This is a genomic window from Thermogutta sp. (assembly GCF_014359955.1).
Lineage (GTDB): Bacteria > Planctomycetota > Planctomycetia > Pirellulales > Thermoguttaceae > Thermogutta.
This window is the reverse complement of record NZ_JACIYL010000063.1, coordinates 1-10,756: the sequence shown is the minus strand read 5'-3', so window position 1 is coordinate 10,756 and position 10,756 is coordinate 1. Positions and strand designations below refer to the sequence as shown.

At 58.7% G+C, this 10,756-nt stretch carries 9 protein-coding genes; 2 read left to right on the top strand and 7 right to left on the bottom strand.

Translation table 11 applies throughout. The features are described from left to right. Positions 1 to 759: MATE family efflux transporter (locus H5U08_RS03535; RefSeq protein WP_297030192.1), on the top strand; the 759-nt coding region annotated here is incomplete at its 5' end. A 74-nt stretch (positions 760 to 833) separates the two neighbouring features. Here the strand turns inward: H5U08_RS03535 and H5U08_RS03530 are convergent. The 3 genes from H5U08_RS03530 to H5U08_RS03520 all read right to left on the bottom strand — a co-directional run bounded on the left by H5U08_RS03530 (position 834) and on the right by H5U08_RS03520 (position 4,732). Continuing rightward, complete coding sequence (locus H5U08_RS03530) at positions 834 to 2,864, bottom strand: DUF2961 domain-containing protein (protein ID WP_297030191.1); 2,031 nt, start codon at positions 2,862 to 2,864, stop codon at positions 834 to 836. A gap of 86 nt (positions 2,865 to 2,950) precedes the next feature. Next, positions 2,951 to 4,045: an ROK family protein gene (locus H5U08_RS03525; RefSeq protein ID WP_297030188.1), complete on the bottom strand. Its 1,095-nt coding sequence runs from the start codon at positions 4,043 to 4,045 to the stop codon at positions 2,951 to 2,953. A 36-nt stretch (positions 4,046 to 4,081) separates the two neighbouring features. Then, positions 4,082 to 4,732 (bottom strand): DUF1080 domain-containing protein, encoded by a 651-nt coding sequence (locus tag H5U08_RS03520; RefSeq protein WP_297030186.1) that lies wholly within the window; start codon positions 4,730 to 4,732, stop codon positions 4,082 to 4,084. A 184-nt stretch (positions 4,733 to 4,916) separates the two neighbouring features. Here H5U08_RS03520 and H5U08_RS03515 point away from each other — a divergent pair, with 184 nt between their 5' ends. After that, on the top strand, positions 4,917 to 6,773 hold the full coding sequence (locus tag H5U08_RS03515; protein WP_297030183.1) for a hypothetical protein: 1,857 nt from the start codon (positions 4,917 to 4,919) through the stop codon (positions 6,771 to 6,773). 84 nt (positions 6,774 to 6,857) lie between these two features. Here H5U08_RS03515 and H5U08_RS03510 read toward each other — a convergent pair whose 3' ends face one another. The 4 genes from H5U08_RS03510 to H5U08_RS03495 all read right to left on the bottom strand — a co-directional run. Further along, positions 6,858 to 7,853 carry a DUF1559 domain-containing protein gene (locus H5U08_RS03510; RefSeq protein WP_297030181.1) on the bottom strand — a complete coding sequence of 332 codons (996 nt, stop codon included), beginning with the start codon at positions 7,851 to 7,853 and terminating at the stop codon, positions 6,858 to 6,860. A 163-nt stretch (positions 7,854 to 8,016) separates the two neighbouring features. Continuing rightward, the gene (locus tag H5U08_RS03505; protein WP_297030178.1) at positions 8,017 to 8,949 is read right to left on the bottom strand and encodes a rhomboid family intramembrane serine protease; all 933 of its coding nucleotides are present in this window, start codon (positions 8,947 to 8,949) and stop codon (positions 8,017 to 8,019) included. A 106-nt stretch (positions 8,950 to 9,055) separates the two neighbouring features. Then, on the bottom strand, positions 9,056 to 10,192 hold the full coding sequence (locus H5U08_RS03500) for an ABC transporter permease (protein ID WP_297030175.1): 1,137 nt from the start codon (positions 10,190 to 10,192) through the stop codon (positions 9,056 to 9,058). Between the two features lie 13 nt (positions 10,193 to 10,205). Continuing rightward, on the bottom strand, positions 10,206 to 10,756 hold a 551-nt coding region (locus H5U08_RS03495; protein ID WP_297030174.1), incomplete at its 5' end, for a hypothetical protein.

The following is a 10,756-nucleotide window of genomic DNA, read 5'->3' as shown; positions in this document are numbered from 1 at the left end:
GCAGAAGAAACTGCCGAAGCAGGTCCCCGGACCTCCCCTGCCATGCCCGTGGAAACCGTTCAATTCCTGCGGCCGCACGCCGGGTGGCTCAAGATCATCTGGGAAAGTCTTCCTGCCGGAGTGGTCAATTTTGAGATCAATTTGATCACCAATATCCCCCGGTATGTGGTGGACATGGCCCTGGGAAAGGAGGCCCTGGCCGTCTTTGCTTCCGCCCTTCAAATTGCTGCGGTGGGCCAGCTCTTCATCAGCGCCATGGCAAACGCTCTGGCCCCGCGCCTCGCACGCTGTTATCACGCGCTGGAACTTCGTCGCTATGTCTTTCTGCTGAGCCGTTTCATGGCCGTCACGATTCTGCTCGCCTTACTGCCGCTTGCCGTGGCGGAAACGGCCATCGGCCAGAAATTGATTGGAGCGGTCCTCACACCGCGGATTCTCGAGGATCCGACATTTCTTCGCTGCATCGTCGTGGCCGCTTGTGTCCTCTACATGACCAGCGTGCTCGGACGCGGTGTCGAATCCCTTGGGGCGTTTCGCCAGCATATGGTGATCCGCGGGATAACAGTGCTTCTCCTGCTGGTCCTTTTGCCGGCTTTCACCGCGTGGTGGGGCATGCGTGGGGCGGCGGTGGGATTGGCGCTAGCCCTGGCGGGTTCGCTTCCTTTCTACGTGGCAGTCATCGTTTTCACCTGGGCGCGAACTTTGAAGATGCCGCACGTTCCTGTCCAGGCAATCCCTGTAAAAAAGGCTGCCGCATGAACGGCAGCCCGGGAAAGCATGGACTCTTCACTCAATCGCAGCAAGAAGCGTAGTTGCTGGGCTGCAGAGCCTCGCTACTCAATCGGCGTAAGGACGACATCGTCCAGCCCGAACATGTAGGCCTTGATGGCCTTTTCATTGGCGCCCACGATCTCGACGCGCAGCGTGTTCTCCCCTTTTTTGAGCTCAAAAGTACCCAGGGGGATGGGATCGGTGCGGATGACCTCAGGATTGTAGAGGTCGATGGGGTCACCCGCCTTCTGGCCGTTGATGAAAAGCTGAACGATGCCATAATCGCGCGCCTTGGTGAGGATGACGGCCACCTGATACTTGCCGTCTTTGGGGGCTTCGAATCCTACTTCCAGCACATCGCCGGGTTTGGCCCCCGTCCACCACAGGTGATCATTGTTGCTCCATTTACCCAGGGGAAAGTGCTGCATTCCCTGGGCCTCCAGATTCCCCGGCGGCTCGTTCAGAATGCGAAAACCGGCAATCTTGAGAGCCTTTTTCACGTAGTAATCGTGACGTTGTTCCACGGGGACCGGGTCGTAGGGGTCTTTGCCCTGGGGATCAAGGTACCAGCATACCGTCACCGCATACTGGGTGCCGCGTTCTTCGGTACGGAAGTACTTCTCGATGTAGCCGTCAAAGCTGGTGTGGAAGGGGACGTTGTCCACGAGTTGCCAGCGGAACACCGACTGATGCCCCTTATTGTTTTGCGTCATTGTTTGACAGTGGTATGCCCGCTGGAAAAGGTGCGGATCGCACCACGCATAACCGAAATAGTCCTCGGATCCTGTGCCGAAGGTGGAGGGATACTTTTCACCGTCCACAAAGAACTTCTCGTCTCCTTCGCCCCACCAACCTCCGAGAGGATTCCACACGTGTAGCATCACGCCGAGATACCGGCCGCGCCCCTCGGTACGGAGAAGCGACCAGTCGGGCCAGCGATCGGGCGGAACCTCGAAGGTGTCCCGGTGCCATTTGCAATGAAAGTAACCGAGCCCCTCAAACGGCCGATTTAACGGGGCCACGATAACCTTGTATTCGATCTGACGCGGCACGCTGTCCTCGTTGATGACCTCGATTCGCGCACGCCTGGCAAAGGGCATGTACCAGTAGGCGTAGCCGCCTTCGTCTGTCACGCCCGTGAGGAAACTTTTGTACTTATTCCAGCCGGGAGCGGTGCCGAAGAAGTCTCCCACGGGGCACCACACGGCTGGCTTGGGTTGATCATCCCAGGTGATTTGCAGGGCCACGCGGCGAAGAGCCGCCATCTCGTCGGCCCGATCTCCGCACTTGATCTTCCCCTTGATGGCGACAATGGCTTTAGGGCCGGTGAGCTCCAGCGATTCCCTGGCTCCGGGGGCCAATTCCAGGACGCCGCCGTGGGTTTCCAGTTCCGTGCCCGCGTAAACCGGCGGCAATTCCCCCATTTTCTCGGCAAAGAAATCGTTGATCTTCTTCAACAGATCAGCGTGTTCTGCGACAAGTTGGGGGCTAAAAGTCGGGACTCGGGTGCCTTTCGGATACGTGCGATAAACGAAGTGGTAATAGCGTCCCCACCCCTTTTCCGCCACAATCTTGCAGGATTTCTGATAAGGGATGGGCATGTAGAGATTCTGACCGCGGCACCCCTGATCCTCCAGGTGGTAGGAGAGCTGCGGATAGTTGAAGGGTGGCGTGTCTCCCGAGAAGTATTTCTTGAAAGGCAGATCGACAACAGGTTGCTCCGCGCCGTCGAGATAAATCTTGACATGTCCATCCTGGGCCAGGGCCGACCAGATACGCCAGATGCACCCCGGCCCTTCCATCTCCGCCAGGACCTCCATGCCGTTTTCCTCGCGGATGAAGTGATGACCATCCCCGTTGGCTGCCCAGTTGATATACTTGCCCGTCGCCTCGTCATACTGACTGGCGCGATCCCAACTTGACCATTGCTTGCAGTATTCTCCGTCCGCCGGCAACACGGCGGGGGCTCGCGGATCAAGCATCTGCATGAGCAGGTCGCGATAGGTGTAGGCGGTCTGCGCCCATGCAACTGAAAACGGACCCAGCGTCAGCGCTGCAAAAACGAGAAGCGGAAGTCGTCTCCACGGGATCATAGCCACTCTCCTTTCCTGCTCATCGGTGTCCCTCGGAGCCATCACCAGGACTCCGGATCCCCAGTTGTAACCGCAGCATTCACCTTCTATTCAAGCACGGGTGATGTCATGCCCTTTCCGGCGGCAGTTTCGAATCTGTGCCGGGCGAGCAAAATCGCACCATGAACCATCACTTCTTCCCCCAGTTCCGCCGGTCGAATGACGTACCGATCGGCGAGCGGCGGAAAGACATATCGGGCCACCTCTTTGCGGAGCGGCTCAAAAAACAGCCGTTCTCCAAGAAGCGACACCCCGCCGCCGATGACAATCGCTGAAGGTGCTATAAGCGTGATCATCTGAGCGATGGCCCAGCCGAGCGTTCGCAATGCCCGGGCAAAGACCCACGCCGCGATGACATTGCCGGACGCGAGAGCCTCCCCGAGCATCTTTGTGGTGAGCCGTTCCACATCGTTATCACATCGCCGCAGAAGATCCGTGGCTGCGTCGGAGAGCGTGGCATAGGACACATCGCTGGACTCCGGTGTCGCCCACTTCTCACGCCACCGGATGATGAGTGTTGCCTGGCCGGAATCGGCCTCAAAAGCAGCGTGCGAGGCGAGCACCTCTTTGACCAGGGCCTGCGCCCGGGCAGCGATCCCCCAACCTGCGGAGACGGATTCGAGATCTTCTTCGGGCGAGATAGCCGCCGGGCCCGGACGGAGATGGCCGATTTCGGCGGCGATCCCGTAGGCGCCGGTGTAGATTTTGCCTTCGTAAATCAGGGCTCCACCGATACCCGTGCCCACAGTAATGTAGAAGACGGCGCGATGGCCTTTGCCCGCCCCATGGATGGCCTCCGCCCAGCCGGCAAGATCGGCGTCGTTTCCCATGGCGGCGGGGAGCCCCAGTTCGTCCTGACCCCACTGAACGAGGGGAAAGTTGTCCCAACCGGCCACGTGATGGCTTTTCAACGTTCGTCCCGATTGAACGTCGATGGGCCCACCAAACGCGATACCGACCGCCCGGGGATGATACTCGGCGATGAGTGGCCGGGCAAAATCGAGAATCCGGCGGCGAATCACCTCGGCTCCCAGCCTTCGGTCGATCTCATCCCGACGCAGGGCCATCAGCCGAGGACCGTCGCCTGTCCCGACGCCGACCTGGAGCTTTGTCCCGCCGATCTCGATTCCGAGATAACACATGGAGTGCCAGTCGCAGAGAAACAACCCGGTGCCCTGTTACTTTAATTCCTTGATGCGTATTCTGCGGAATTCCACCCGCGTGCCGTGACCGAGGAATCCGATGTACCCTTTATCCCGTTTCAGGCCGGGGTGGTCGCGGTGATCCATCGGCTGGACTTCATCGAGGTTCGCATCGACGATAACCACGCCGTTGAGTGTCACCCGGACGTGCCGTCCCTGGCACAGAATTTCTTCGCTATTCCATTCCCCGACGGGTTTGAGGTGACCACGTTTGGCGGGCACCACGCCGTAGATGGAGCCGTGATACTGGTAAGGCTGAAGCTGTGTGTACTGACTTCCTGAATCGTCCAGGATCTGGATTTCCATGCCGCAATAGGCGGGATCACATCCAAGCGGTGTGCGGATCCCCACACCATTGTTGGCATTGGGGGTCAATTTGAATTCGAATCGGAAAATGAAATCGCTGTACTCCTTCTTGGTGTAGAGATTCCCGCCAGGCTTGCATACAAGCACGCCGTCTTCAATCACGTAACCCTTGGTATCGCCCTGCCATTGGTCGAGCGATGTTCCGTCGAAAAGGCAAACAAAGCCTTGTTCTTTTTCTTCGGGGGTAAGACAATTGGAGCCTTCTTCCGCCCAAACGGGAAGCGCGACCAGGACCAGAACAAGGGTGGGGAGCAATCTCATGGCTGCGACTCCTTACAATGGAAACTCGTGAAAGCTTCTACCCTACCCAGCTAACGCATCAACTTCACACGAGTATAACGAAAACTGATCGGAGAATCAGCCGATGGGGGAGGCAAGACAACAATTTGGGCCAACCCAAATGTCCAAGTCCTGTGTGAGGAGATTCCCGGTGCGGAGTCAGACAATGGCGCACGCGTGGTGCGGAGCGTGGAAAGGCGGTCTGGCGGTTTGTTGCGCGCTGGTGATTGTGCTCTTTGGAGGAATGCGGATCGCGCGGGCAGGAGGTGGGCCGGAAAACGTGCTCCTCGTTGTCAACTCCGAAAGTCCGGTTTCCCACGCGGTAGCCAACTTCTACCAGTCACTTCGTCAGATTCCCGATTCCAACGTCCTCTATCTCGCCTGGGATCCCAAGGAACAGGTGACGGACGTCGATCGATTCCGTGCAAAGATTCTGCTTCCCATCATCGAACATCTCACCAGACAGGGAGCCCTCGAGTGGATTGACTGCGTCGCCTACTCGGCCGATTTTCCCTGGGGAATCGATTTGCGGAAAGATATCGAGCGATTGGCCGAGGAGCATCCCGAATTACTTCCCCCCGCGCGACCGGGGGGACCTTCCGACGAAGGAAAATCGGCCGAAGAACAGGCCAGTGCCCGCTGGCCGCGTGTGCTCACACCTCGTGGATCCCTGAACGGGCTGACCTATCTCTACGCGGGAGTGCTCGCGCGCCGGCCCGACTATTACATGTCCCTCCGGGTCAACCAGTACATGCGGCGCGCAATTCCTGAGCAAAAAGAGCTTCCCACGCTGGGATTCACCAGTCGGTTGCCATTTGACGAGCATGGCAACCTCGCCAAGCAGGGCCAGCGGTATTTGCTGTCGATGGTGCTGGCCGTCGCAGCGGACGAAGATACCCGCGGAAACACGCTGGAAGAAATCTTCGAGTATCTCCGCCGCAGTGCGGCTGCCGATGCGAGTTTTCCTCGAGGCACGATCTACTTCGTGCAAAACGACGATATCCGCTCCCGCACACGCGACCCGGCCTTCCCCGAAGTTGTGGAGGCTCTTGCGAAGCTCAATGTCCGGGCGGAAATCGTCCATGGAATCATGCCCGAAAATAAACCCGACTGTCAGGGCGTCATGATGGGGACGGCGCAATTCGACTGGGCACGTTCAGGGAGCACCATCCTGCCCGGTGCCATCTGCGACCATCTGACGAGTCTCGGTGGAGTCATGGCCAAGTCTGCGGGACAAACGCCTCTCACGGAGTTTCTTCGTTACGGTGCAGCGGCTGCCAGCGGGACAGTCACCGAACCGTTTGCTATCGCTGAAAAGTTCCCCCTGCCGACAATCCATCTCCATTACGCGCGGGGGTGCAGCGCGGCGGAGGCTTTTTATCAGTCCGTGTATGGACCGTATCAGTTGCTCATTGTGGGCGATCCGCTTTGCCGCCCGTGGGCCAACATTCCTGTGGTAAAGCTCAAAGACCTGCCGGAAGGCAAGACGGTTCGCGGCGTGGTCACGCTCCGTCCTGAAGCCCATTTTCCCAGGCCGGGATTACCACCACCAATTGGCGGTGGCCAGGTCGATCACTTCGAGTGGTTTGTGGATGGACGTCTCGTGGGACGGTCTGGCCCAAACGAGGCGTTCACCATCGACACAACCAAGTGGGACGACGGGTATCACGAAGTGCGGGTTGTGGCCGTGGAAACGGGCCTCATTGCCAGCCGGGGTGGCCGCGTTGTGGGGCTTACGTGTGACAATTTCGGCAGCCAGATCTCAGTGAAGCTCCAGACACCTCACGTCAGATTGGGAGAGCCTGTCCATCTGCACGTGGAGAGTCCCGGAGCCCTTGCGCTCGTCGTGCGGCAGAATGGTCGCGTCCTGGCCAGGAAGATCGGGGAAAAAGCTGATTTTGAGATTGACAGCCGAAAACTTGGAATGGGACCCGTTCGCCTTCAGGCGATAGGACTGGCAGGGCCGGGCCGACCAAGAAACACAATCTCCCGCCCGATGGACGTCATCATCGAGCGGGAGTGAACTGGTTCGGGTCAGGGACGAAAACTGCGTTCACATTGGTAACGTACTGGAGGCCGTTGCCTGCGTTTTCCGGCCCCATGCACATCAGTTGTTGCCGGAATCGTACACGCTGTCGCGAAGCTGTGGCCAGCCGGCTGCCGCTCCTGCCTTGTAGTTATCCGGAGTCATAAGTTGGGCAAGAACGAGCCAGTCGATGTTGTCACGCTGGGTGATGACATGACTATCGCAGAAAGCGACGTTAACCACGCCGGGATGCCGGCTGGACGCCCGGGCAAGCTCCGGATTCGTGATCGGATCGGTCACTCCATTGGGATCACCTTTCAGGCAGGCATTAATTCTCCGGCAGGTGCCAGGGCTGTCAAACCAGTTGAAGCCAACAGCGTATTCCCACTTGGGATCGTACGCGCCGTTGCTGGGGAAGCTGCCTGTGGGAACCGGAGCGGAATAGGCCCAAATACCCCGAGCGTTGATGTTCTCCGAGATGGCGATCGTGTTGGACGCACCGTCGTGCGAGCTCAGATAATCCAGATTGATTTGCTTGAGCTGCAGGCCGTTGGCCAGCAACACCTGACCTCGTTCAAGGAACACCGCATCGGCGGGACCTTCCTGCGTGTTGTTGTTGAGCATCGACCCCGGCCACCCTGCATTGACCACGTACGCCATAGCGGTCTCAATCGGCAACTGGGAATTGACGATAGAAGCAGACTCCAGGGGATTGCTGGGGCAAACCGCAAAAGGCAGGGCGGTTGGATTGAGAGTGCCCTGCATCCACTGCTGATAGAGCGGTCCTTGCTCGATGTACGGGAAGAGCGTGACAAACCATGCGACATCGAGCTTGGATCCATCTGACAACGTGAGGGTTTCCACCCAGCCCGGAAATTGTCGTCGTGCCGATTCGTAATTGAGGAGGGCCGTTGCAAGCTGCTTCTGATTGTTCATGCACTGCGAACGTCGTCCTGCCTCCCGGGCCATCTGGACGGCCGGCATCAGCATGGCCACCAGCATCCCGATGATGGTGATCACCACCAGAAGCTCAACAAGTGTAAAACCCTTTCGCGCCCGACTGCGAACCATCAACATGACCAATCTCCTCGTGACCAACAGACAAGCCCTTGCCCAATGTCATTGTCGCATGGGACAGTGGGATTTTCAAGCGCGAAGCTTCTTTTTTTTCCACATCGGGGAGAGGAGACATCTCAAAGAAGCCGTCGGTCGCCCCGACGCACATCCCCCGGCGGGTTGTTCAGGAACCCCGCCGCCGCTGGCGGTAAAGCTGGCTGGCCCGTTCAAGGGTTCGTCGCTCCGCACGTGTCAGGCTATCGGTACCCGATTTATTAATCTTGTCCAGAATGCGTTCCACTTCCGCTTCGAGCTTTTCCCACTCCTCTTTTTCGGCATCCGTGGGATCTCCCACGTCATCCATGTCACGGAGGTACTCGTACTCGCCGCGATGGACCCGAAGCCGTGGTCGCCGCTGGAAAAGATACTTGATTCTGACCCAGACTCTTTCGCCGCCGAGCCTCTCCCAGAACAGTCCGAGGTTCCAATTTTGATAGTAATAGAGGGCGGCCAGCGCCGCGCCGGTAAGGTGCACAGAATAGGCGACTTCGCTTTCCTTGCTTTGGATGGCCGACATAAGGTCCGGGGCCAAAAGCAACACACCTGCCAGCCAGGCCGGCACCGGCAGAAAGAAGAACAGCAGAATCGTTCTTCGCGGATAATGGAGGCAAAACAGCAGGAAGATGCCCACCACCGCTCCGGAGGCCCCAATCACCGAACTCCCTGCGGGGGCTCCCTGAAGCTGATTCACGGCCGCCCACACCACGCCTCCGGCGATCACCAGGAAAAGGTACAGTCTGAGAAACTCTTTCCGGCCGAGAAGGTATTCGATATCCCGGCCAAAAAACCACAGCGTCAGCATGTTGAAAAAGATGTGCTGGGGACTGGGCGCGTGAGTGAAGCCGTACGTCAGAAACTGCCACCACAACCAGGGACGCGTGAGTGTGCCGACTCGGGCGGCCGTCAATGCGCTCAGCCGGTAGTTACTGAAGGCATCCAGCACATAAACCACCACGTTAATGACAATGAGGATCGTCACCATGCTGTACTGGCTGGTGGACCAGGCGCCCCCGGGCATCGTCCTCCTGGTGATGTAGTCGCGGTCGTATAACCCCATATTCGCATCTCGCACGTGGTGGTTGTGTTGGTGTCGGCAACTCGTACGTATTGTACCGCGGGCAAATCCCGGCTATCCAGCCCATTCCACCAGAAAATCCATGGGATCAACGGATCCGTTTGAGCCGGGGATCGAGAGCGTCACGCAAGCTATCTCCCAGAAAATTGAGCGCAAAAAGCGTCAGCGCCAAGGCCAGACCAGGAAAGACCACCAGCCACCAGTAAATTTTGAGCGGCGTGATGGCCTGCAATCCTTCGTTGGCCAGCAGTCCCCAGGACACGTCGGGCGGTTCCACGCCAAGCCCCAGGAAGGAGAGGAATGCCTCAAACAATATCACCCGGGGGATGGTCAGTGTCAGATAAACCACCACCACACTGACGAGATTGGGAAGAATGTGGCGAAAGAGGATCCGCCACCAACTCGCCCCCAGGGCACGAGCCGCTTCCACAAAAAGTTCGTGTCTGAGGGAGATGACCTGACCGCGGACAACCCGGGCCATCGTCAACCAGTAAATGGCCCCCACCACGAGGAAAAAGATCATGATGCGGTTGAGTCCCCAGCGGTTTTCCAGGACATTCCGCACGGGCTCCGCACTGACGATCGTGATGATAAAGATGACCACAAAAATGAAGGGCACCGAATAAAGGATGTCCACCAGCCGCATCATCAGTCGATCAACACGTCCCCCCGCAAATCCCGCAATGGCCCCATAAGTAACCCCGATCACCAGGGAAACGAGCGTGGCCACGATTCCCACAGCCAGGGACACGCGGGCTCCCCAGAGGATTCTGGAAAAAAGATCACGGCCCAGCTTATCTGTCCCGCAAATCGGTGCCAGGCACCACTCGCCAAAAATGGACCAACGTATTCGCAGCAGCAGTCCGCTCAACGGACCAAGCTGTCCAAAGCCTTCCTCGAGGATCGCTTCTCGGGCTGGCCGTTCATCTGAGCCGGAAAGCGAAGTTTCCTCGTCGGCGCCAGGCCGAAAGCCGTATTCAAAGAGCGGCCAGAAACGCGGAGGTTGAAACTGGCGTTCCGTTCGCACGAGCCGCGGTGGTGAAAGGGGAAGAAGAGGCGCCGCCAGCGCCAGTACTGAGATGACCCCAAGAATCCACAGCGAGATTACCGCCCAGGGATCCCTGCGCAAGCGTGCCCACGTCTCGGCGGTGAGAGAGTAGGAGCGGCGGGCGCGAGGTTGGGAGGTCGTCGCCTCCTGCGGTTGGCCCGTTGCGCCTGCAACCATCCCTCAGACCCCGTCAATTATCGAGGGGAGGCAAATCGATACCTGCGGCCTTCTTGGGCGGTTCCTGGTCAGACGACGGATTTTCTGCGCCGCCCTCGGCCGGTTTTTCCTGGGAACCTGGCCCTGCATGGGGCTTGTGCGCTTCATCACTCCCGGGGAGTGTACCCGGAAGCGAGCCAGGCAAACGTTCGGGCGTTCGTTCCGTGGCACGGTGACTTCCGTTACGCGGCTCACGCTTCGGCGTGAGGGTCAGCGGCTCGACGAGTTCGACGGTGATTTCGGACATTCTTCCCGCGGTCGGGGCGATTTGGACACCTTTGCCCGTTACTTTGGCCCCCCGCGCGATAAACGGTAGCGCTTCCCGGCCTGAAAGCTCGAGCGAAATATCCGGGTTTTCCGCCAGCTCAAACTGGATGGGAGCGCGGAAATAGCGGTTTGGCGCGGCCACGGTGATCTTTCCCGTTTTGGTGATCCCGGTGATGCGGCCGCACACTTCAAAGCGCTCCACCGGCGGGCCCGCCTCGACCTGACGACGGGAGTGCAATCGACCTGGCTGCTGGGGTG

What these genes read in the sequence shown, in the direction of transcription:
- H5U08_RS03500 (WP_297030175.1), bottom strand. Translation starts at nt 10,192, where the DNA reads ATGGTTGCAGGCGCAACGGGCCAACCGCAGGAGGCGACGACCTCCCAA.
- H5U08_RS03530 (WP_297030191.1), bottom strand. Translation starts at nt 2,864, where the DNA reads ATGATCCCGTGGAGACGACTTCCGCTTCTCGTTTTTGCAGCGCTGACG.
- H5U08_RS03510 (WP_297030181.1), bottom strand. Translation starts at nt 7,853, where the DNA reads ATGTTGATGGTTCGCAGTCGGGCGCGAAAGGGTTTTACACTTGTTGAG.
- H5U08_RS03515 (WP_297030183.1), top strand. Translation starts at nt 4,917, where the DNA reads ATGGCGCACGCGTGGTGCGGAGCGTGGAAAGGCGGTCTGGCGGTTTGT.
- H5U08_RS03520 (WP_297030186.1), bottom strand. Translation starts at nt 4,732, where the DNA reads ATGAGATTGCTCCCCACCCTTGTTCTGGTCCTGGTCGCGCTTCCCGTT.
- H5U08_RS03525 (WP_297030188.1), bottom strand. Translation starts at nt 4,045, where the DNA reads ATGTGTTATCTCGGAATCGAGATCGGCGGGACAAAGCTCCAGGTCGGC.
- H5U08_RS03505 (WP_297030178.1), bottom strand. Translation starts at nt 8,949, where the DNA reads ATGGGGTTATACGACCGCGACTACATCACCAGGAGGACGATGCCCGGG.